The following is a 20,455-nucleotide window of genomic DNA, read 5'->3' on the forward strand; positions in this document are numbered from 1 at the left end:
GCGCATCCGCCCGAGGTCGACATGAATGCGACCTACGAGGTGAGTGGAGCGGGCAGCGAGCATGCTCATAAGCGTCAGGTCCAACGCCTGACAAATCAACTCCCAATCTCACATCATGAGCGCCGGTCTCACGATGCGGCTATGTCTAGCAGTCTGGTGCTGATTGTTTCGCGCTCGACAGGTGTTCTACAAGATCTCTTGCACAAGAGATCTTGTGTAATCTACGGTGCCTCCAATGAGCCCCGCGAACCGGCGTCCGGCCGATCCCTCGCTGATCGCTGCGATCCACCACCCGCTGCGCCGCCGGCTGATCGACCTGCTCGTGGTCGACGGTCCCGCCACCGCCTCGCAGCTGGCTGAACGCACCGGTGAACTGGTCGGCAACATCAGCCATCACCTGAAGGTCCTGGCCTCGGCCGGAGTCATCGAGGAGGCGCCCGAGCTGGCCAAGAACCGCCGGGAGCGGTGGTGGCGCAGCGCCCGTGCGTCGTGGACGTGGTCGGTCGCCGACGCCGCGGGTGAGCCGGCCGGCGAGCTGGTCGCAACGGTCGCCGAGGAGAGGAATATCACGTACCACGCGGACAAGGTCAGGCACTGGCTGGATATGCGCCACGAGTACGGCGAGGACTGGTTGCGGGCCGCGTTCGCGACGGAGAGCTGGCTGACCCTGACGCCGGAGCGCTTGACCGAGTTGTCCGAGCGGATCGGGGAGCTGATCCAGGAGTACTACGAGCACCCGTCGACCGAGGAGTCCGCGGTGCCGGTCTACGTGTTCGCCCACGGTGTCCCAGCTCGGCCATGAGCGGTGTCGCGGCGGCTGAGGCGACTGACATCCCGCCGCTGCGCCGGGATCGACGGGTGCACGCCTGAATCCTGTCGGAAGCGATCTCGGAGGCCGGCCAACCGGCCGGCCGTGTTCGTCGGTGCGCCGCTGGGCGGTCTGCTGGTCGCGCAGGGCGGCCTGGTGACCGTGATGGTTGCCGACGCGGTGTCGTTCGGAGTCATCGCGCTGGCGCTGACCTTCGTCGTACGGCCCAGGTTCCCGCGGCTGGCGCCGAGTGGGCACTCGATCCGCCGCGACTTGTCCGCAGGGTTCGGGTCCCTCCGCCGCGATAGGTCGCCCGAACGCTGGTGATCGCGTTCTTCGGGTTGAACCTCTGTGTCGGACCGGTCCTGGCCGTGGGCCTCGTCCAGCGCACTCACCTGGCTGGCTGGGGATCGGCCGCGCTGGGTTGGTTCCAGGCCTGCTCCGGGATCTGTGCGGCGGCCGGTGCGGTGACGGCGATGCGCTGGAAGCCGCATCGGCCGGCTCGGGCCGGGCTGCTGGTGCTCATCGCCCAGGCGGCCGGCTGCGTCATGGTCGGCTCGGTTCCACGACCGGTCGTGTTCGTCGCGATGGGGATGATCGGGTTCACCGCCGGTCTCGCGTCGGCGCTGCTGTCCGGCGCCTTCCAGCAGACCATCGAGCCGGCGTACCTCGGCCGCACCTCGAGCATCGTGAGCCTGTCGGACGAGGCCCTGATGCCGGTGGCGATGACTGCCTTCGGTGCGTTGATCTCGCTCACGAGTGTGTCGGTCGCCTGTGCGCTACTGGGGACGACGTTCGCCGCGCTGATGGTGTGGTCCGCCTCCCGCCTCCGCGGCTGAGCTCTGTACTCCGGTGGTGGCGTGCGCTACTTTGCGTCCAAACAATAGGAAACTTTCCTAACGATTGGCGGGAGGGAGACAATCGTGGGGTCCTTGCGTCGGGTCGGATCGATGGTCGTGGCCGCGGGTCTGGTGGTGGGTCCGGTGAGTGGTGTGGGTGCGGTGAGCACTGCCGCAGCTGGGTCCGGTGGTGTGGTGCGGGTGAATCAGCTCGGGTACGGCGCCTTCGACGGTAAAGCGGCGTACGTGATGACACGGGATGCCGCGACGGGTGCTCGGTATCAGGTGGTCGACCGGTACGGGAATCGCGTGCTGAGCGGGCGGGTCGGCGGTGACGTGGGGGAGTGGAATGCGACGTACCAGCACGTCTATCAGCTCGATCTGTCGGCGCTGAAGGTGCCAGGGAAGTATCGGATCGAGGTGCCCGGCGTTGCATCGTCGGCGTTCGAGATCCGTGCCGATGCGAACCGGCTGCTGACCGGAGCCAAGGACAAGGCCGTCACGTTCTTCACCGAGCAGCGGGACGGGGCGAACGTCGTCCCCGGGTCGCTCGGGCGGCAGCCGGCGCACCTCAACGACCGGGTCGCGCAGGTGTACGACACGCCGGTGTTCGTCGACCCGGACAGTGATCAGACCGTCGGTGAGCTACGCCGGATCGGTGGTCCGGTGGATGTCGAGGGTGGCTGGTACGACGCAGGGGACTACCTGAAGTTCACCCACATCGCGGCGTACTCGGAGTCGTTGCTGTGGGCATCGGCCCGGGACGCGCGCCGGCCGGATCAGCAGGTGCTGGCGGAGGCTCGGCACGGGTTGGACTGGCTGGACAAGATGTGGGACTCACGGACGAAGACGCTCTACATCCAGGTGGGTGTCGGCACCGGCAACGTCGAGGAGACGTTCGTCGGCGACCACGACGTGTGGCGGTTGCCCGAGGTCGACGATCACCTGGCCGACCCGTCCGAACGCTTCCTGCGGAACCGGCCGGTCTTCCGGGCGGCCGCGCCCGGCAAGCCGATCAGCCCCAACCTGGCCGGTCGGACGGCGGCGGCCTTCGCGCTCGCCGCCCAGGTCGAGAAGAATCCGGCGACCGCCCGGCGGCACCTCGACACGGCCGCGCAGATCTACGCGCAGGCGCAGACCACGAACGTCGGGCAGCTGGTCACGTCGTTGCCGTTCGCCTTCTATCCGGAGACGGCTGGCGTGACGATCTCGAGCTCGGCGCGACCGAACTCGCCCTCGCCGCGCGCCGGCTGGGCGATCCACGGGCCGGAGCCTGGCTGAAGCAGGCCGGCTACTGGGCCACGCAATACATCGAGCACGAGGCGGGCGGCGACACGCTCAACCTGTACGACGTGAGCGCACTGGCGCATGCGGATCTGATCAAGGCGGCTCGGTCGGACCGGCCGTTGGTTCGCCGGCTGGTCGGGGATCTTCAGGCGCAGTTGCAGATCGGCGTGGACCGGGCGTCGGCGGATCCGTTCCGGGCGGGAGCGCAGTACGACAACTTCGACGCCGTACCGCATGCGTTCGGCCTGGCCGCGACCGCGCGGCTGTACCGGAAGGTGACCGGCGACCGGCGGTACGACGACTTCGGCAACCAGCAACTCGCCTGGAACTTCGGCGCGAACGCGTGGGGTGTGTCGTTCATGGTCGGCGTCGGGCAGAACGCCGAGCGCTGTCCGCATCACCAGATCGCGAACATCCTCGGCCGCGAGCTCACCGGCGCGGTCGTCAACGGGCCGAACTCCGAGGAGCTCTTCGAAGAGGGCCTCGGCGACCACCTCGACGGTATGAACCCCTGTCCCGCCGACGGTGTCGACCGGTACGCCGAGTTCACCGGCCACGGATCCCGGTACGTCGACGACGTCCGCTCCTGGCAAGCCTCCGAACCCGCAGACGACTTCGCCGCGATCGCCGTGTACGCCCTCACTCGCTAAACTCACCCGGTGCTTCAGCCCGACCGGGAGAACGTCCGCGCTGGTCGCCGAGCGACTGCGGTTTCGATCGCGGCGGAGGTGCGGTCGGGGGTCCGGACTGCTCTCGAGGTCGTCGAAGAGGCGCTCGATGCCGCCGAGCGCCTCGACCCGGTCTTGCATTTCCTCGAGGAGTTGGATGGTGCCGGTGCACGGGCCGCCGCCGAGCGGTTGGAGCCGACTGGTCTGCTTGCCGGGGTGCCGTTCCTGATCAAGGGGCGGACGCCGCCGGACTCGCCGATCGTCGAGCGGCTGCTCGCGGCCGGTGCGATTGCGATCGGTCGGTCGACTCGGGCTCGACCGGGGGCGATCTCGCAGACCTTCGGGTGGAACGGGCGGGACTACACCCGCAATCCTTGGGATTTGTCGCGGTCGCCCGGTGGATCGACGGCTGGTGGAGCCGCGGCTGTTGCGGCGGGCGTCGTACCGCTGGCGAGTGGTGGGGACAGTGGAGGGTCGTTGCGGATCCCGGCTGCGTTCTGTGGGGTGGTCGGGTTCAAGGGCACGTACGGGCGCATCCCGCGGCCGGGTGGTCGGCCTCTTGGCGGACTCACCACGGCGGGCTTCATCGGGGCCGACCTCGACGACGTGATCCTGGCGACGAGCATCGCGAGCGGTCCCCACCGGCTGGATCCGACAGCGCTCCCGCACTGGCCCGTCCCGTCCGTCGCGAGCTGGCCCGGTGGAGGCGGCGGGGTGCGGGTTGCTTATCGGTCCACCCTTGGCATTGAGCCGGCCGACCTGGCGGTTGACCGGGTGATCCGCGAGCGACTGGCTCGGGCTGACGTCGTGGTGGTCGACGTACCGCTCGAGTTGCTGCCTACCGAGGATGCGTGGTCGGTGCTGTCGGGGCTGGATGCCGGACGGGGCGCTGAGGCGGCCGCGGCGAATCGCGCGCGGGAGGTGCGGGATCACAACAACACCGCGCTCGCGGACCTGTTCGCGGAGGTGGACGCGCTCGTCACCCCGACCACGCTGACTGTTGCCCATGGCTACGATCAGCACGAGGAGAGCATCGTCACGGGCGACCCGTGCTGGGTCTTCAACGTGACTGGGCATCCCGCGGTGAGCGTGCCGGCGGGTCTGGCGGACGGACTGCCGGTGGGTGTTCAGGTTGTCGCGCCGCACGGTGCGGACGACGTTGCCCTGGCGGTGGCGCGGCGGATCCAGGTTGCCCTGCCGCAGCCAGAGCTCATCCGTCAGTCCGCGGGTGCTCCGCGCGCCAGTTCTTGATCATCTGGTCGAGGTCGGTCTTGATGAAGGCGAAGAAGTCGGCGGCATCGGTGAGCCGCCGGCCGACGGGGGAGTCGGGACCGAAGAGCGCGACGCCGGCGCGGCTGCTGGACTCCCACTCGCCGAGGGCGTCGTTGCGGCGTTCGAGGATCGCGGCGAAGACATCGTCGCGGATCCGGTAGTGATCCTTGCGTGAACCGGGCAACCGCTCGCGCGAGATGAACGACACCTGCAGCAGCTGACGGACCGCACCGGAGACGGCGGGTTGGCTGATCTTCAGCGACTCGGCCAGCTCGGCCGCGGTCATCGTGCCGGTCGGGCTGACCAGCATCCGGCCCATTACCCGGGCGGACATCGTCGGGACGCCGCTGTTCGCGAGCACCCCGGCGAAGCGCTCGACGAACTGGCTGATCTCTTCCGGACTGGGCTCCCGACTCATGGTTGAAGAGTACAGTAATCTGATGTATCGCAACTATCACAAACTACTGATAATTTGAGTTGCTCGGCGACAGCACGGGCGAGATTCGCCGGGCCCTGGGTCAAGCCGTCGCGCACGGGAACGCCATCCCTTCCGACTGGCACCAGTGCGCCCACACCGTCGTACCTCATAGCGAAGCCGCGTGCCGCGACTGCTTCCTCAGCCAGCCGCACCAGGCGTTCCGCCTGACTTGTCGTCAGCGGCGTCAATACGGGATGCGGCAACCAGCAGTTGCTGCCAGCAACTACCTCTGACGTCACCGGCCGGTGAGGAAGCTGCCGGGGCGCTGGCGGCTGCGCCGAGCCAGGCTTGAAGGCCTGTGGGATCGCGTCGCTCGAGTTCGTCCGGGCAGCGGGGTGCCGATCCTTGGTACCCGTAGGGCGCGGGAGGTCTCGGTACTGGGGCGCGCACAATGGGTGCGGGGGTGTTCTGAACGGTCGTGGGCGCTCGGGCTGGTTGAAGTCGGCGCAGACGGAGGTCGGCCGGTGGGTGTCGTGATCGAGGTGACAGGGCTTGTCAAGCGGTACAGCGGCAAGCTGGCGGTGGACGGTGTGTCGCTGTCGGTGGCAGCGGGTGAGGCGTTCGGGTACGTCGGTCCGAACGGGGCGGGCAAGACGACGACGATCAGAAGCATCCTCGGCCTGGTTCGTCCGACGGCCGGGACGATCCGCGTTCTCGGACATGACGTGGCGACCGATCTCGGGGCGGCGCTGGCAGATGTCGGGCATCTGCCAGGTGAGTTCGGCCTGTGGCCGCAGATGACCGGTGCCGAGTGCCTCGAGTACCTAGGCGCGTTGCAACGGCGGCCGCCGGTACGCCGGCAGGAACTGTGCGACCGGCTGGAACTGGCGCAGGCCGAACTGCGCCGCCAGGTCAGGCTGTACTCACGGGGCATGCGGCAGAAGATCGGCCTGGTGCAGGCGTTCCAGCACGCGCCACACGTACTGGTGCTCGACGAGCCGACCGAGGGCCTCGATCCCGTCATGAAGGAGCGGTTCGTCGGGCTGCTCGCCGAGCATCGCGCGGCGGGCGGCACCGTCTTCCTGTCCTCGCACATCTTGTCCGAGGTGGAGCAGACGACGGAGCGGGTCGCGGTGGTCAAGGCCGGCCGGATCGTGGCGACCGGGGCGACCGCGGATCTCACCGGTGAGCGGGTGCACCACTGCACCCTGGTGCTGAAGCACCCGCTCGGTGCCGGTGAACTCGCGATCGCTGGAATCTCGGGGTTGGCGAGCGACGGCTTGCTTCACCGGTTCGAGTTCCGCGGCGACATGGAGCCGCTGATGCGACGGCTCGGAACGCTCGCGGTGCAGGAGTTCGTCTGCGAGCCGGAGCATCTCGCCGAAACGTTCTTCGAGATCTATGGAGAGCCCGGCGAAGGGCGAACACGATGAGCCTCGTCGTGCTCCGGCAGTCGTTGCGGCAGGTGCGCGGTATTCTCGGCATCCTGAGCCTCGGCGTGGGCGCCTTCTTCTACCTGGTGTTGTTCGCCTCGTCGTCGTTCACCAAGGGGGCGCCGAACGTACCGTTCTTCCAATCGCCGCCCAAGGCGATGACAGCGTTCCTCGGAGGCTCTGCCGACTTCTTCCACGCCGACGGGTGGCTGAGCGCCGGCATGACCCACCCCGTCATGCTCTCGCTGCTCACCTCGTCAGCCCTGCTGGTTGCCGCGGGATCTGTGGCCACGGAGGTCGAACGCGGCACCATCGATCTCGTGCTCACCCGGCCGGTTGGTCGTGTGCGGTTCCTGCTCGCCAAGGCCTTGGCCTCGGTCGTGGCGGTGACGGCTGCCGAGGTGGGAGGTCTGGCCGGCGTACTGATCGCCCGGCAGACGATCGGCGAGGTGGCGGAGGTGCCGATCGCCGCTGTGATCCGCGCCTTCACCGGCTCGTGGTTGCTGTTCGTGGGCGTCGCCATGCTCGGCATACTCGTGTCGGCCTCGACGAGCCTGCGCGGACGCGCAATCGGGATCACTGTCGGCATCGTCGTCGCCGGGTTCTTCATGAACTTCATCGCCCTGCTCATCGACAGCATCAGCGGCCTGCGATTCGCCTCGCCGTTCCACTACTTCCGGCCCATCGACCTCCTCGCCGGTACCGCGCCCGGAGGCGACCTTCTGGTCCTCGCGGCCATCTCGCTGATCGCCCTGCTGGCAGCTGTCGCGCAGTTCACCCACCGCGACCTGACCCGCTGAGTCCGGGCGGGGATACGCTGAAGTGTTACGGGTTTTGGTGGGTGGCGATGGTGATGACTCAGCAGTACGTTGCCGGTGAGTTGTCGCTGCTCCTGGCGCAGCTGCGATCGGTGGCCACGGACGAGGGCTCCGCGCAGGACGTCTTTGCGCTGCGCCGCGAGGCGGAAACACTGCCACCGACCTGGTTGAGCTCAGTGACAACTCGCGCGATCGCGCTTGCCGATCGGATCTGCTGGGAGTCGATCGCCCGGGGAGATGCCGTGGCGTTCAGCCACCAGGCTGAGGCCGCCGCGAGGTTGCATGAATTCGGCGTGTGCGCCCAGTTGCTGGACGACGACCAGGCCATCTTCCATCGGAGGTGAGCAATGACCGCACGACCAGACGATCAGGTGTCCGAGGCACAGATCGCCGTTCACTGGCGGGAGGAGGAGTACTACCACCCGCCGGCCAGGTTCATCGGCCAGGCGAACGCGGCCGACCCGGACATCATCGAGCGGTTCGGCGAACAGCACTTCCCGGACTGTTTCAAGGAGTACGCCGATCTGCTCTCCTGGGACTCCTATTGGCAGACCACGCTGGACACCGGCAATCCGCCGTTCTGGAGGTGGTTCGTCGGTGGCCGCCTGAACGCGTGCTACAACTGCGTCGACCGGCACTTGACGACCAGCCGCAACAAGGCGGCCATCATCTGGGTTCCCGAACCGGAATCCGAGGAAACGAAGGCGATCACCTACCAGGAGCTGTACCGGAGAATCAACGAGTTCGCCGCGTTGTTGCGCGACTTCTGCGGCGTGCGGACCGGTGACCGGGTGACCTTCCACCTGCCGATGGTTCCGGAGCTACCGGTGTCCATGCTGGCTTGCGCCCGGCTCGGCGTCATCCACTCCGAGGTGTTCGGCGGCTTCAGCGGTACGGCGTGCGGCGGCCGCGTCGCCGATTCCGGGAGCAACATCCTGGTCACGATGGACGGCTACTACCGCAATGGCGAATTGGTCGATCACAAGGTGAAGGCCGACGAGGCGGTCGCGGCCGCCCACGAACTCGGCCACGAGGTGGACAAGGTCCTGGTCTGGAGGCGCCACCCCGGCGAGTATGCGTCACAGACCCCGATGGTCGCCGGCCGTGACTTCTTCGTCGACGAGCTGTTGGGCGAATTCAGCGGCGCGGTGGTCGACCCGGTCTCGATGCCTGCCGAGGCTCCGCTCTTCCTGATGTACACGAGCGGTACGACCGGGCGCCCGAAGGGATGCCAGCATTCGACGGGCGGCTATCTGGCCTACGTTGCCGGTACGTCGAAGTACTACCAGGACATCCATCCCGAGGACACCTACTGGTGTGCGGCGGACATCGGCTGGATCACGGGGCATTCGTACATCGTCTACGGTCCGTTGGCGCTCGGGACGACGAGCGTGATGTACGAGGGAGTTCCGACGTACCCGGACGCCGGTCGGGTGTGGCGGATCGCCGAGCGGCTCGGCGTGAACATCTTGCACACCGCTCCGACCACGATCCGGATGCTGCGCAAGCTCGGGCCGGACGAACCGGGCAAGTACGACTACCACCTCAAGCACATGACCACGGTGGGGGAGCCGATCGAGCCCGAGGTGTGGCGCTGGTACTACGAGGTCGCGGGCAAGGGGGAGGCGGTGATCGTCGACACGTGGTGGCAGACCGAGAACGGGGGATTCCTCGGGAGCACTCTGCCCGCGCTGCAGCCGATGAAGCCTGGCAGCTGTGGGCCCGGCGTGCTCGGTATCTATCCGGTGATCTACGACGAGGACGGCAACGAGGTCGAGGCGGGCAGTGACCGGGCCGGCAACATCTGCATCCACAACCCGTGGCCGGGGATCTTCCAGACCATCTGGGGCCAGCCCGAACGGTTCGTAGAGATCTACTACCAGAAGTATTGCCGCGATCCCGAGAGCAAGGACTGGCGTGACTGGCCGTATTTCGCCGGCGACGGCGCCGTACAGGCAGCCGACGGGTACTTCCGTATCCTCGGCCGGGTCGACGATGTGATCAACGTGGCCGGGCACAGGCTGGGCACGAAGGAGCTCGAATCGGCGTGCCTGACCGTGACCGAGATCGCCGAGGCCGCCGCCGTACCCGTGATCGATGAGGTCCGCGGCCGAGCGGTCGAGATGTACGTCGCGCTCAAGCCGGGATTCGAGCCGAGCAAGGACATCGAGAACAAAGTGTCCGATGCGATCGTCCGCGAGATCGGCAAGATCGCCAGGCCCAAGAACATCTGGATCGTCAGCGACATGCCGAAGACGCGTTCGGGGAAGATCATGCGGCGAGTGATCGCCGGGATCTCGAACTTCACCGACGTCGGAGACGTGTCCACGCTCGCAAACCCCGAGATCGTGGATCACATCCGGCATCGGGTGCAGAGCCAGAAGCTGGAGCAAGGCGAGGTGCCTCGCGAGCTGACGCCAGAGGAAGCTGCAGAGGTCAAGGCATTCGGCCGCTCTGAATGAGACTCGCCCCCACGACCTGGAGGTCGACGCCTTCGGCGACGCGGTAGGGGTGTGTGGAGACGAGGGCGCCGGCGACGCAACGTAGGCGGGAGATTTCGGCTCGGATGGTGACTTCGTGCTGGCTGCGCGGCGTACAGGACGTCATAGCCGGCCTGTTGGGCGTGCGCTGGTGTGAGTCCGGCCTGTGACAGCGGCGGTGTGATGAACGTAGTGTTCGGGACGGCGACTGATCACCGCATGAACGAGCCACGCTTCGAGTTCACAGCCGGCGAGATCATCGACCTCCTTGCTGAGCTTGACCTTCGGCTGAACAGGCGCGGCGTCTCCGCGTCGGTCTTCATCGTCGGAGGGGCTGCGATCGCGGTCACCTCGGGCGGCGACCCGCGCCGCACCCAGGACATCGACCCCGTCACGCGCGACGGGGTCGCTGTGGACGGGGCGCGCGAGATGGCAGCGGAACGCGGCTTGCCGGAGGACTGGCTGAACACCGAGCCACTAAGTGGATACCGCCATTGCCGGATTCGGTCGCAACCACGTCTGGCTCACCGGGCTGGCCGATGTTCGGGACGCGTCCATGATCAGCCTGAACACGACCGTGTGGGTCTCGGCAGCGGTCGCGGTCGCCGGCGCGGTGCTGGGCGCCGTACTGATGCCGCAACGGAAAACGCCCGCTCCCACGAGCGTGGGAGCGGGCGCCGTGGAACTCAGCTGAGCTCGAGGCCCGGGTACAGCGGGTGCTTGTCGAGCATCTCGGCCGAGGCCGCCCGGGTCTTGTCCGCGACGCCGTCGGCGAGCACGTACTTCGCCTTGGACGGCGCACCGGCGGACGTCGTCGTCGGCGTGGTCGAGGAGAGCACGTCGACGATCAGCTCGGCGACCCGGTCGAACTCGTCGGCGCCGAAGCCGCGCGTGGTCAGCGCCGGTGTGCCGATCCGGACGCCCGAGGTGTACCAGGCGCCGTTCGGGTCGCGCGGTACGGCGTTCCGGTTGGTCACGATGCCGGCGTCGAGCAGCGCGGACTCGGCCTGGCGCCCGGTGATGCCGTACGACGAGACGTCGAGCAGGACCAGGTGGTTCTCCGTACCGTCCGTCACCAGCTTCACGCCCCGCTTCATCAGGCCCTCGGCCAGCGTGACCGCGTTGTCAGCCACCGCCTGCGCGTACACCTGGAACGAAGGCTGCCGGGCCTCGGCCAGCGCGACCGCCTTCGCGGCCATCGTCTGGCCGAGCGGGCCGCCCAGCACCATCGGGCAACCACGGTCGACGGAGTCGGCGTACTCGGGCTGGCAGAGCACCATGCCGCCGCGGGGACCACGCAGCGACTTGTGCGTGGTGGTCGTGGTGACGTGCGCGTGCGGGATCGGGTCGAAGTCGCCGGTGAAAACCTTGCCCGCGACCAGACCGGCGAAGTGGGCCATGTCGACCATCAGCGTCGCACCGACCTCGTCGGCGATCTCGCGCATCTTCGCGAAGTTGATCCTCCGCGGGTACGCCGAGTAGCCGGCGATCAGGATCAGCGGCTTGAACTCGCGAGCCTTCCGCGCCACCTCGTCGTAGTCGAGCAGCCCGGTGGCCGGGTCGGTGCCGTAGGAGTGCTGGTTGAACATCTTGCCGGAGATGTTCGGCCGGAAGCCGTGGGTCAGGTGACCGCCGGCGTCCAGCGACATGCCGAGCATCTTCTGGTCGCCGAGCGCCTTGCGGAGCTTGGTCCAGTCCTCGTCGGACAGGTCGTTGACGTGCTTGGCGCCGACCTCGGCCAGCGCCGGGGACTCGATCCGCTGGGCCAGGATCGCCCAGAAGGCGACCAGGTTCGCGTCGATGCCGGAATGCGGCTGGACGTAGGCGTGCGGCGCGCCGAACAGAGCCGTCGCGTGGTCGGCCGCGGTCTGCTCGACGGTGTCGACGTTCTGGCAGCCGGCGTAGAAACGGTGCCCGATGGTGCCCTCGGCGTACTTGTCCGAGAGCCAGTTGCCCATCGTCAGCAAGGTGGCGGGGGAGGCGTAGTTCTCGCTCGCGATCAGCTTCAGCGAGGATCGCTGGTCGGCCAGTTCGGCCTTGATCGCACCGGCGATGGTCGGTTCCACAGCGCCGATCACCTCGAGCGCGTTGCGGTACGCGGCCGATGCGGCGGCGGCATCGAAGGGTTGAGTCATCGTTGTCTCTCCTGCGGTTGCAGTGGGTCGAAGGCACCCAGGCGCACGGTGCCGACGGTTTTCGCTCCCCGGTGGTTCTCCACCTCAGCGCGCCAGTCGCGACGCGGTCACCCTATCGCGCGCTCGATGATCAGCGGGAACGGTGTCGTCCGCGGGAGCGTCCCGAACACACCGCCCCAGTCGTTGGCCAGCCGCGACGCGACGAACGCGTCCGCGACCTCGGGCGTCGAGTGCCGCACGAGCAGTGACGCCTGCAGGCACAGGGCCATCCGCGCCGCCAGCCGACGGGCTCCTGCTTCGGCGTCCGCTGCGTCAGCAAGCGCTTGCAGTACGTCGTTCACGGCCGCGTCGAGGCGCTGATCGGCACCCCGCGCCGCGCCCACCTCGAGCAGCCAAGCCTCCAGCGACTCAGGCCTCCTGAGGGCTCGCAGTACGTCGAGAGCGTTGACGTTGCCGGAGCCTTCCCAGATCGAGTTCAACGGCGACTCCCGGAACAGCAAAGGCAGCCCGGACTCCTCCACGAACCCGTTCCCACCCAGACACTCCAACGCCTCAGCCACCATGAACGGAGTCCGCTTACAAACCCAGAACTTCGCGAGCGGCAGCGCAATCCGCCGGAATGCGGCCGCTTGTTCATCACCGTTCTGGGAGGCATCGACAGCAGCAGCAAGACGCATCCCCAGCGCGGTCGCCGCCTCACTCTCGAGCGCCAGGTCCGCGAGGACGTTCCGCATCGCCGGCTTGTCGGCGAGCAACCCACCGAACGCCGAGCGGTGGCGGGTGTGCCAGAGGGCCTCGACCAGGGCGCGTCTTTGGAGAGCCGCCGAGCCCAATACACAGTCGAGTCTGGTTGCGGCGACCATTTCGATGATGGTGCGGACACCCGCGCCCTCGTCGCCGAGGCGGTAGCCGATGGTGTTGTGGAACTCGACCTCGCTGGACGCGTTCGAGCGGTTCCCGAGCTTGTCCTTCAGCCGCTGCAGCGCGAACGTGTTCCGGTTGCCATCGGCAAGCACCCGCGGCACGACGAAGCAACTCAGCCCGTCCGGCGCCTGCGCGAGTACCAGGAAGAGGTCGACCTGCGGCGCCGAGCAGAACCACTTGTGCCCGTTCAGCTGGTACTCACCGTCGTCCCCGGCCGGTGTCGCGGTGGTCAGGTTCGCCCGGACGTCCGAGCCACCCTGCTTCTCGGTCATCCCCATCCCCGCGAGGACCCCGGACTTCTCCGCGGCCGGCAACCGGCGTACGTCGTACGACGTCGAGGCGAGCTGCGGGATCCACTCCTTCGCCAGCCGCTCGTCCGCCCTGAGCGCGGGGACCGCGGCGTACGTCATCGAGATCGGGCAACCATGCCCCGGCTCGACCTGGGACCAGACGTAGAACCCGGCGGCCCGGGTCAGGTGCGGCGACGGCGACTCGCTCGTCCACGGCGCGGCCTGCAGCCCGAACCCGACCGCGCGCTCCATCAGCCAGTGCCAGGACGGGTGGAACTCGACCTCGTCGATCCGGTTCCCGTAGCGGTCGTGGGTGCGCAGGACCGGTGGGTGCTGGTTGGCCGGGAGGGCCTGCGCGAGGGCCTCTTCGGAGCCCGCGACCGCGCCGATCCGGGCCAGACCGGGATCGTCGGCCAGACCGGCGTACGGGCGCAGAGCGTCACCGAGCGCCGTGTCGCGCGTGAAGAAGTTCACCCCTTGCAGTGGGGGAGCCTGGTTCGTTACCGCGAATGGGTCCGCCATGTCAGTACGGTAAGCGGTATGGCACGTTCAGGGGCAGGACCCAGGGGTGGGAGCTCCCTCGCATTGGCATGGGTCCGCAAGATCCCCGCGACGATCTGGAAGCTGCTCACCCAGACCGTCGGTGTCTGCCTGCGCTACCGGGTCACCGGACTCGCGGCCGAGGGGGCGTTCTTCGCGATCCTCTCGCTGCCGCCACTGATCTTCGGGCTGGCCGGAAGTCTGGGCTATATCGCCAGCCGGTACTTCGAGGTCGAGACGATCGACGACATCAAGCAGCAGATCGCCCAGCTGGCGGCCCGGGCGCTGACCGACGACTCGGTCCAGAGCGTGATCGTGCCGACCCTGAACCAGGTCCTGAACGGCGGCCGGCCGGACGTCATCTCGATCGGTTTCGTGCTCGCGCTGTGGTCCGGCAGCCGCGCGCTGAACGTGTTCGTCGACACCATCACGATCATGTACGGGATGGGCGGCAAGCGCGGCATCGTCCGGACCCGGGCGCTGTCCTTCAGCCTGTACTGCGCGGCCCTCGTCATCGGTGTGATCGTGCTGCCGCTGGTGCTGGCCGGCCCGGACGCGGTCGACGCACTGCTCCCGCACCGGCTCGACTTCCTGAACCAGCTGTACTGGCCCGTCGTGACGATCCTGTCCGCGGGCTTCTTGAACACCCTGTACCACCTGTCGGTGCCGGTGCGGACTCCGTGGGTGTCAGACCTGCCGGGGTCGTTCCTGGCGCTGTCGATCTGGATCCTCGGCAGCTTCGTGCTCCGCTGGATCCTGCAGAGCACAGTCGGTGGGACGTCGATCTACGGTCCGCTGGCCGCGCCCATCGCCGTACTGATGTGGTTGTACATGACGGCGATCGCCGTACTGATCGGGGCGGCGCTGAACGCGGTCGTCGACCGGCTGTGGCCGCACAAGGTGCGGGTGGCGGAGGTCAAGGCGGCGGCCGAGGACGAGGTCGAGCCGGTGATGAAGGCCGAGCCGGAGCGGCACCACGAGCACACGCTGACCCCGGTGGAGCAGGACGAGCGGCCGGAGGCCGAGGCGGCCCGCAAGATCGAGGCGCTCGGGCCCGACCCCGCGAAGATCATCGGCGCTTCGCCGGACGGCAAAGCCGAGCCCGGCCCGGAGCGGAAGCCCACCCCGGAAGCCCGCCCCGAGCGGAAGCCTGCGTCGGGCTCCGGCGCGGAGCGGAAGCCCGCGTCGGGCTCCGGCGCGGAGCGGAAGCCCGCCTCGGTCGGAAAATCCGGTGCGCAGAGCGACAGCGACGACCTACGCTGACGGCATCGCGACAAGCGGTCCTCGATCAGGACCGCCGGACTGGAAGGGAGGCACCCGCCGTGAGCTACCAACGGGCCCACCGGGCCGCTGTCTCCCACACCGTCCGTCCGCTGAGCTGATCTCGCGGCCGGACCCTCTGAAAGGTTCGCCGCATGTCAGCAACACTCCAGGCACTCGGGCTCGACGGCTCCACGGCTGAGTACCTGCAGTCCGTTCCGGATGACCTCGTCCCGGGACGCGTCGCCCGGGTCGACAGGGGCCTGGCGACGGTACTCACCGAGGACGGACCGGTCCGCGCGACCTGGTCCGGTGCACTGCTCGCCGCGATGGCGAGTGACCCGCAGGCCGGCCCGTGTACCGGGGATTGGGTCGTACTGCGGTTCTGGCCGGACGACCGGATCACACTGGAGTCCGTCGCACCACGCCGTACGGCGATCGTCCGCGCGGAGGTCGGCGGGTCGTCACGAGGCCAGGTACTCGCGGCCAACGTCGACGTGATCGCGATCGTCGTGGGTCTGGTGCCCGAGCCGAACATCGGCCGGATCGAACGCTTCCTCGCGCTGGCGTGGGAGAGCGGTGCGCGTCCTGTCGTCGTACTGACCAAGTCCGACCTCGTCGGGGACGCCGAGGCGATTGCCGAGGATGTGGCGGTCGCCGCGCCGGGTGCCGACGTACTGGTGTGCAGTGCGACGACCGGCTTCGGGATGGACTCTGTGCGGTCACTGCTGGATGACAACGCGACTATGGCTCTGCTGGGGTCGAGTGGCGCCGGTAAGTCGTCGCTGGTCAACGCACTGGCCGGCGTGGAACTGCTGGACGTGCAGGACATCCGTGAAGACGGCAAGGGCCGCCATACGTCGGTGCGCCGCGAGCTGATCGCCCTCCCGCAGGGTGGGGTCGTCATCGACACGCCTGGGCTGCGGGGGGTCGGTCTGCAGGAGTCAGGGGAGGGCCTGGCGGCCGCGTTGCCGGACGTCACGGCACTGGCCGAGCAGTGCAAGTTCAAGGACTGCGTGCACGTCACCGAGCCCGGGTGCGCGGTCCAGGCTGCGCTGGAAGACGGCTTGCTGCCGTACCGGCGGTATGAGAGCTGGGTGAAGCTGCAGCGCGAGGCCGCTTACATGGCTCGGCGTACTGACGCGCGGCTCCGGTCCGAGATGAAGAAGGAGTGGGTGCGCGCGAGCAAGTCCTACCGCCGCGACTTCAAGCCTCGCCAGTGATCGACTCGGCGGTGATGAAAGGATCGGGGCCATGGATCGCGCAGTGTTGGTCACAGGAGCCTCCAGGGGAATCGGTGCGGCTACCGCTCGGGCGTTCGCCGCAGCCGGTGACCGGATAGCCGTCCACTACAGCTCCTCGCCTGACGCCGCGACTGTGGTGTTGAAGGACCTGCCCGGTTCGGGGCACCTCATGGTGCAGGCTGACCTGGCTGATCCCGCAGCCATCCAGACGATGGTCGACGACGCGGCGAGCGCTCTCGGCGGGATCGACGTACTGGTGAACAACGCCGGCGTCTACCACCCACACCGCATCCGCGAGACGACGTACGCCGAATGGCAGCAGGCCTGGGCGGACACGCTGGCCGTGAACCTGGTCGGCCCGTCGAACGTCACGTGGTGCGCCGTGCGGCACATGGGACGCGGCGGCCGCATCGTCAACGTCTCGTCCCGTGGTGCGTTCCGCGGTGAGCCCAACCAGCCGGCGTACGGCGCCTCCAAGGCCGCGATCGTCTCCTTCACCCAGTCCCTGGCGCGTGCGCTAGGCCCCGAGAGAATCGCCGTCACCGCGATCGCTCCCGGCTGGACCGTGACCGACATGGCGGCCATGCACCTCAATGGCGCCGGCTACGACCGCCGCCGCATGGAAAGCCCGCTCGAACGCGTCGCCGACCCCTCCGAGGTCGCGGCGGCCATCCTTTACCTGGCCTCCCCGGAGGCCGAGTTCGCCACCGGCACAGTTCTCGACTTCAACGGCGGCTCCCAGCTCCGGATGTAAGTCAGTCGGCAGACCGGACGGACTCCTCGGCGCTGGGTACGATCGAAACGTGACAGCCTCCGGTCGTGGGACGGCGGCGCCACCGCAGGTGCTGAAGCTCTGCACGTCGGCCGACGGTGTGCGGATCGCTTATGCGCGGCACGGTTCGGGTCCCCCGCTGGTGATCGCGACCTGCTGGCTGAGCCACCTGCAGCACGACTGGCACAGCCCCGTGTGGCGGCACTTCTTGGACGATCTGGGCCAGATCGCGACCGTGATCCGGTATGACGAGCGCGGGTACGGGCTGTCCGACCGGGACGTCGATGATTTCCGGCTGGAGACGCGGGTCGCCGATCTCGAGGCGGTCGTCGACCATGCCGGCCTCGACAGGTTCGCGCTGATGGCGATGGCACAGGGCGGGCCGCCCTCGATCGTCTATGCGGTGCGCCACCCCGAGCGGGTGTCCCGGTTGATGTTCTACGGCAGCTACGCAGCGACGTTCCGCGATCCGACGCCTGAGGACCTCGAGCTCAACGAGACGTTCGAACGGCTGATCAAGGTCGGTTGGGCCCGGCCCGAGTCGGAGTTCCGGCGGGTGTTCACGTCGCTGATGATCCCCGGCGCCACCGAGGAGCAGATGCGCTGGCTGGATGAGCTGCAGCGCGTGTCGGTCTCGGCGCAGACCGCCTACGCCGCCCGCCGAGAACGCCTTCGCGACGACGCGATCGAACTGCTGCCGCAACTCGACGTCCCGACTCTGGTGCTGCATTCGCGGGGGGACCGGATGAACGGCTTCGAGGAGGGCCGGCACCTCGCCTCGACGATCGCGGGTGCGAGGCTGGTGGTGCTGGAGAGTTCGAATCACATCGTGCTCGGCGACGAGCCGGCCTGGCAGGTCTTCGTCGACGAGGTAGCGGCATTCCTGGCGCCGGACCGCCGGCCGGGGCCACGGGCGGTCGGTCCTGCTGCGACGTCGCTACTGTCGCCGCGAGAGTGCGACGTACTCCGCCTCGCTGCAGAGGGGCAGGACAACGAGGAGATCGCCCGATCCCTCAGCCTGAGCATCCGCACGGTCGAGCGGCACCTGCACAACACGTACGCGAAGCTCGGTGTCCAGGGAAAGTCGGCCCGCGCCGCGGCGGTCGCCAGGCTGATGACGCGCACCTGACGAGTACGCGTAGACCGCCACCATCTGGTGGATGAGCACCTGAAGTTGCGCGCACGCACCGATGCGGGCCACGACGCCGCGTCCCTACGGTCGGCTCATGACCATCACCGAGAGACCCATCCGTAACGGCGTCGACACCGCGGCCCTGTTCGGCACGCTCGACGCCGTGAAGGGCGACACCGACATCGCGAAGTTCCGCTTCCAGGCCACCAACACTTGGCTGAGCGGTACTCACAACCGATCGGTGATCCACGGATTCCACGGCGCCAAGCAGGAGCTGATGCACCGGGAGCCGTTTACGTTCGACGCGGACCACCCGCCCGTCCTGGTCGGGTCCGACAACGGCCCGACGCCGGTCGAGTACCTCCTGCACGCGCTGGCCGCCTGTCTCACCGCGGGCATCGCCAACATCGCGGCAGCCCGCGGGGTGAACCTGACCGAGGTGTCCTCGACTGTCGTGGGCGACATCGACCTGCTCGGCATCCTCGGGTTGTCCGATGACGTCCGCAACGGCTACCAGCAAGTCCGGGTGAGCTTCACCCTGCGGGGCGACGACCCGGACAAACTGCGCTCCGTCGTCGAGCAGTCCCGCCTGCGGTCAGCCGTGTTCGACGTCGTCACCAACGGCGTGCCGGTGTCCATCGACGTCGACGCCGGCTGACGTCACGTCATGTCCACTCCACCTGGAGATTACGTGAGCCGCATCGAACTCGACCACGACGTCGTGGTCGTCGGCGCTCGCGCGGCGGGTGCCGCCACGGCCTTCCTGCTGGCCCGGCACGGCTTGCGGGTCCTGCTGGTCGATCGCAGCCGGTACGGCGCCGACACCCTGTCGACCCACGCCCTGATGCGCGGCGCCGTGCTGCAGTTGACCCGGTGGGGATTGCTCGACGAGATCATCGCAGCGGGCACACCGGCGGTGCGGCGTACGACTTTCCGGTATGCGGACGACCTGGTGCCGCTCATCCTCAAGGAGTCGTACGGCGTGGAGGCGCTGTACGCGCCGAGGCGCACGGTTCTGGACCCAATCCTGGTCGGCGCAGCCGCGGCGGCCGGCGCCGAGGTGCGGTTCGGCATCACCGTGACCGGCGTCGAGCGGGACTGTCAGGGTGCCGTCACCGGCATCACCGGCCGGGCCCGTGACGGCGCGACGCTGCGGGCGGCGGCACGCATCGTCGTGGGAGCCGATGGCATCAGGTCGACGGTCGCCGACGCCGTCGACGCGCCGTACGAGCGCGTCGGGAAGTCGGTCGCCGCGCTCACGTACGGCTACTGGACCGCGCTCGAGACCGACGGCTACGAGTGGAACTTCAGGCCGGACGCGGCCTCTGGCGTCGTCCCGACCAACGACGGCCAGGCGTGTGTGTTCGCCAGCGCGTCACCAGGCCGGATCGGCCGGGGTGGACTGGAACCGCTCACCAGCATCGTCGCCGAGTCGTCGGGCGACCTCACAGCCCGGCTCGCCGCCTCCGCACCTCCGCTCGCACTGCGGACCTTCACCGGCAGGCCCGGTTACCTGCGCCGCGCATGGGGCAACGGCTGGGCCCTGGTCGGCGATGCCGGCTACTTCAAGGACCCGCTGGGCGCGCACGGCCTGACGGACGCGCTGCGCGACGCCGAGCTCCTGGCCCGCGCGATTGTGGCCGTCGTCCGTGACGGTGCGCCCGAACGCGACGCGTTGTCCGCCTACCAGACGACCCGCGACACACTCTCGACGGACCTCTTCGACGTGACGGACGTGATCGCCGGCCACCGCTGGACCGACGCCGAGATCCCCGACCTACTCCTCCAGCTCAACGCAGCAATGGCAGACGAACTCGATACCCTGGCCGCACTCCCGCCCCTCCCAACCCCCGCCCACACCCCCTGCTGAAAGCCCAACCAAGCCCGCGCGGCGACTCGCCGGGACGAGTGCAGCCCCGGCGAACAACCCCAGCCGGGAGCTGTGCAGCCATGGGCAACCCCAGCCCGGAACCGTGCAGGACCGGCCAGCCCCAGCCGGAACCGTCGACGCGGCGCTCAGCCCCAGCTGGAACCGTTGACGCGGCGAGCAACCACAGCAGCCGAGCGAAGCGAAGGCGCAAGGGGGGTGCGGGTGGCGGAGCCCCCGCTCGCGGCAAGCGAAGCGCAGCCGCACA

The 20,455-nt window shown here is 68.4% G+C and carries 20 protein-coding genes and 1 riboswitch; of the genes, 17 read left to right on the plus strand and 3 right to left on the minus strand.

Going from position 1 to position 20,455, the window contains the following annotated elements; genetic code table 11:
* The first annotated feature begins 235 nt into the window (after positions 1 to 235).
* From AB0E63_RS39195 to AB0E63_RS39220, 6 genes are all read left to right on the plus strand, one after another.
* Positions 236 to 802: a helix-turn-helix domain-containing protein gene (locus AB0E63_RS39195; RefSeq protein ID WP_360377726.1), complete on the plus strand. Its 567-nt coding sequence runs from the start codon at positions 236 to 238 to the stop codon at positions 800 to 802.
* Between the two features lie 111 nt (positions 803 to 913).
* Positions 914 to 1,135 (plus strand): hypothetical protein, encoded by a 222-nt coding sequence (locus AB0E63_RS39200; protein ID WP_360377729.1) that lies wholly within the window; start codon positions 914 to 916, stop codon positions 1,133 to 1,135.
* Entirely contained in the window at positions 1,132 to 1,647 is a 516-nt protein-coding gene (locus tag AB0E63_RS39205) for a hypothetical protein (protein ID WP_360377731.1), read from the plus strand. The genes AB0E63_RS39200 and AB0E63_RS39205 overlap by 4 nt, the downstream gene beginning before the upstream one ends.
* 84 nt (positions 1,648 to 1,731) lie before the next feature.
* Complete coding sequence (locus AB0E63_RS39210) at positions 1,732 to 2,928, plus strand: glycoside hydrolase family 9 protein (protein ID WP_360377734.1); 1,197 nt, start codon at positions 1,732 to 1,734, stop codon at positions 2,926 to 2,928.
* The gene (locus AB0E63_RS39215; protein ID WP_360377775.1) at positions 2,898 to 3,584 is read left to right on the plus strand and encodes a glycoside hydrolase family 9 protein; all 687 of its coding nucleotides are present in this window, start codon (positions 2,898 to 2,900) and stop codon (positions 3,582 to 3,584) included. Before AB0E63_RS39210 ends, AB0E63_RS39215 begins: the two co-directional genes overlap by 31 nt.
* Positions 3,585 to 3,593: 9 nt before the next feature.
* Complete coding sequence (locus tag AB0E63_RS39220; protein ID WP_360377736.1) at positions 3,594 to 4,853, plus strand: amidase; 1,260 nt, start codon at positions 3,594 to 3,596, stop codon at positions 4,851 to 4,853.
* Here AB0E63_RS39220 and AB0E63_RS39225 read toward each other — a convergent pair.
* Positions 4,813 to 5,292 (minus strand): MarR family transcriptional regulator, encoded by a 480-nt coding sequence (locus tag AB0E63_RS39225; protein WP_360377739.1) that lies wholly within the window; start codon positions 5,290 to 5,292, stop codon positions 4,813 to 4,815. The genes AB0E63_RS39220 and AB0E63_RS39225 overlap by 41 nt on opposite strands.
* Before the next feature lie 524 nt (positions 5,293 to 5,816).
* Between AB0E63_RS39225 and AB0E63_RS39230 the strand changes: the two genes are divergently transcribed.
* The 5 genes from AB0E63_RS39230 to AB0E63_RS39250 all read left to right on the plus strand — a co-directional run bounded on the left by AB0E63_RS39230 (position 5,817) and on the right by AB0E63_RS39250 (position 10,717).
* Positions 5,817 to 6,725: an ABC transporter ATP-binding protein gene (locus AB0E63_RS39230; protein WP_360377742.1), complete on the plus strand. Its 909-nt coding sequence runs from the start codon at positions 5,817 to 5,819 to the stop codon at positions 6,723 to 6,725.
* Complete coding sequence (locus AB0E63_RS39235; RefSeq protein ID WP_360377745.1) at positions 6,722 to 7,525, plus strand: ABC transporter permease subunit; 804 nt, start codon at positions 6,722 to 6,724, stop codon at positions 7,523 to 7,525. The genes AB0E63_RS39230 and AB0E63_RS39235 overlap by 4 nt, the downstream gene beginning before the upstream one ends.
* Before the next feature lie 53 nt (positions 7,526 to 7,578).
* Positions 7,579 to 7,887, plus strand: a complete 309-nt coding sequence (locus tag AB0E63_RS39240; RefSeq protein ID WP_360377748.1) for a hypothetical protein — start codon at positions 7,579 to 7,581, stop codon at positions 7,885 to 7,887.
* A gap of 3 nt (positions 7,888 to 7,890) precedes the next feature.
* Entirely contained in the window at positions 7,891 to 10,005 is a 2,115-nt protein-coding gene (acs, locus tag AB0E63_RS39245) for an acetate--CoA ligase (protein ID WP_360377750.1), read from the plus strand.
* A 499-nt stretch (positions 10,006 to 10,504) separates the two neighbouring features.
* Positions 10,505 to 10,717, plus strand: coding sequence for a hypothetical protein (locus tag AB0E63_RS39250; RefSeq protein WP_360377753.1), 213 nt, complete (start codon positions 10,505 to 10,507; stop codon positions 10,715 to 10,717).
* Here the strand turns inward: AB0E63_RS39250 and AB0E63_RS39255 are convergent.
* On the minus strand, positions 10,710 to 12,158 hold the full coding sequence (locus AB0E63_RS39255) for a glycine hydroxymethyltransferase (protein WP_360377756.1): 1,449 nt from the start codon (positions 12,156 to 12,158) through the stop codon (positions 10,710 to 10,712). The two genes, AB0E63_RS39250 and AB0E63_RS39255, sit on opposite strands and share 8 nt — an antisense overlap.
* Positions 12,159 to 12,186: 28 nt before the next feature.
* A riboswitch (ZMP/ZTP riboswitch) is annotated at positions 12,187 to 12,266 on the minus strand.
* Positions 12,266 to 13,894: an acyl-CoA dehydrogenase family protein gene (locus AB0E63_RS39260; RefSeq protein WP_360377758.1), complete on the minus strand. Its 1,629-nt coding sequence runs from the start codon at positions 13,892 to 13,894 to the stop codon at positions 12,266 to 12,268. (Overlaps the previous riboswitch by 1 nt.)
* 18 nt (positions 13,895 to 13,912) lie before the next feature.
* Between AB0E63_RS39260 and AB0E63_RS39265 the strand changes: the two genes are divergently transcribed.
* The 6 genes from AB0E63_RS39265 to AB0E63_RS39290 all read left to right on the plus strand — a co-directional run bounded on the left by AB0E63_RS39265 (position 13,913) and on the right by AB0E63_RS39290 (position 20,190).
* On the plus strand, positions 13,913 to 15,175 hold the full coding sequence (locus AB0E63_RS39265) for a YhjD/YihY/BrkB family envelope integrity protein (RefSeq protein WP_360377761.1): 1,263 nt from the start codon (positions 13,913 to 13,915) through the stop codon (positions 15,173 to 15,175).
* A gap of 152 nt (positions 15,176 to 15,327) precedes the next feature.
* Positions 15,328 to 16,395 carry a ribosome small subunit-dependent GTPase A gene (gene rsgA / locus AB0E63_RS39270; RefSeq protein ID WP_360377763.1) on the plus strand — a complete coding sequence of 356 codons (1,068 nt, stop codon included), beginning with the start codon at positions 15,328 to 15,330 and terminating at the stop codon, positions 16,393 to 16,395.
* A gap of 31 nt (positions 16,396 to 16,426) precedes the next feature.
* Positions 16,427 to 17,170, plus strand: a complete 744-nt coding sequence (locus AB0E63_RS39275; RefSeq protein WP_360377765.1) for an SDR family oxidoreductase — start codon at positions 16,427 to 16,429, stop codon at positions 17,168 to 17,170.
* Between the two features lie 49 nt (positions 17,171 to 17,219).
* Positions 17,220 to 18,317 (plus strand): alpha/beta fold hydrolase, encoded by a 1,098-nt coding sequence (locus AB0E63_RS39280; RefSeq protein WP_360377767.1) that lies wholly within the window; start codon positions 17,220 to 17,222, stop codon positions 18,315 to 18,317.
* 97 nt (positions 18,318 to 18,414) lie between these two features.
* Positions 18,415 to 18,978, plus strand: a complete 564-nt coding sequence (locus AB0E63_RS39285) for an OsmC family protein (RefSeq protein WP_360377770.1) — start codon at positions 18,415 to 18,417, stop codon at positions 18,976 to 18,978.
* Between the two features lie 33 nt (positions 18,979 to 19,011).
* Positions 19,012 to 20,190 carry an NAD(P)/FAD-dependent oxidoreductase gene (locus tag AB0E63_RS39290; RefSeq protein ID WP_360377772.1) on the plus strand — a complete coding sequence of 393 codons (1,179 nt, stop codon included), beginning with the start codon at positions 19,012 to 19,014 and terminating at the stop codon, positions 20,188 to 20,190.
* Positions 20,191 to 20,455 lie beyond the last annotated feature (265 nt).

It is taken from the genome of Kribbella sp. NPDC026596 (assembly GCF_040638415.1).
GTDB lineage: Bacteria > Actinomycetota > Actinomycetes > Propionibacteriales > Kribbellaceae > Kribbella.

Bases quoted from the DNA above. Each gene is read 5' to 3' on its own strand.
- AB0E63_RS39225 (WP_360377739.1), bottom strand. From the start codon at position 5,292: ATGAGTCGGGAGCCCAGTCCGGAAGAGATCAGCCAGTTCGTCGAGCGC.
- acs (WP_360377750.1), top strand. From the start codon at position 7,891: ATGACCGCACGACCAGACGATCAGGTGTCCGAGGCACAGATCGCCGTT.
- AB0E63_RS39255 (WP_360377756.1), bottom strand. From the start codon at position 12,158: ATGACTCAACCCTTCGATGCCGCCGCCGCATCGGCCGCGTACCGCAAC.
- AB0E63_RS39235 (WP_360377745.1), top strand. From the start codon at position 6,722: ATGAGCCTCGTCGTGCTCCGGCAGTCGTTGCGGCAGGTGCGCGGTATT.
- AB0E63_RS39240 (WP_360377748.1), top strand. From the start codon at position 7,579: ATGACTCAGCAGTACGTTGCCGGTGAGTTGTCGCTGCTCCTGGCGCAG.
- AB0E63_RS39285 (WP_360377770.1), top strand. From the start codon at position 18,415: ATGACCATCACCGAGAGACCCATCCGTAACGGCGTCGACACCGCGGCC.
- AB0E63_RS39275 (WP_360377765.1), top strand. From the start codon at position 16,427: ATGGATCGCGCAGTGTTGGTCACAGGAGCCTCCAGGGGAATCGGTGCG.
- AB0E63_RS39265 (WP_360377761.1), top strand. From the start codon at position 13,913: ATGGCACGTTCAGGGGCAGGACCCAGGGGTGGGAGCTCCCTCGCATTG.
- AB0E63_RS39195 (WP_360377726.1), top strand. From the start codon at position 236: ATGAGCCCCGCGAACCGGCGTCCGGCCGATCCCTCGCTGATCGCTGCG.
- rsgA (WP_360377763.1), top strand. From the start codon at position 15,328: ATGTCAGCAACACTCCAGGCACTCGGGCTCGACGGCTCCACGGCTGAG.
- AB0E63_RS39260 (WP_360377758.1), bottom strand. From the start codon at position 13,894: ATGGCGGACCCATTCGCGGTAACGAACCAGGCTCCCCCACTGCAAGGG.